Here is a 533-nt window from a genome sequence, read left to right on the forward strand (position 1 = left end):
TTTCCCACCGTCTTTGATTGATGGCTACAATTGTCTGAATCTCTTCATCTAGATTAGTAGCTACGGCGTAGAGACCATCATATTGAGCCTCTTCTTGAATCCGTTCCTCATCAAGAGTTAGAATCCCTTTCTCGGCGATTTCCCCTTCTTTAGTAGTACTTGTTTCTTTCAGAAATCTCTTAAAATCGGTTTGTCTCTTCTTGGTAGCTTGGCTGGGCTTGCCTAGTAACTTACTAGCCCGTTCAATCTGTTTTTCTCGTATCGTTCGATGATAGTCTTGATATTTAGTAGAAAAGGTCACAATCAAGCGTTGATTTGGTAAGTCTTCATCATAAAAAGGAGATTCTTTAAAGAAGAGCTGTTTTTTTAATTCTTCTCTGTGTTCTAGCTCATCTAGATTGTAAAAGATAGGCTTCTTATCCCCAACCATTCGCCAACCACTTTTATCCAAAGCCCAGTCTCTGTATTCTTTCTTTAACTTCTTGATAGATTGAGTTGTGACATAGGAGCGTTCCCCAAAAGAATTGTATACC

1 pseudogene is annotated in these 533 nt (G+C 38.8%); it reads right to left on the minus strand.

The features are described 5' to 3' along the window. Nucleotides 1-533: pseudogene (locus STRDD10_RS11275) on the minus strand (IS1634 family transposase); the annotation flags it as partial.

It is taken from the genome of Streptococcus sp. DD10 (assembly GCF_001578805.1).
GTDB lineage: Bacteria > Bacillota > Bacilli > Lactobacillales > Streptococcaceae > Streptococcus.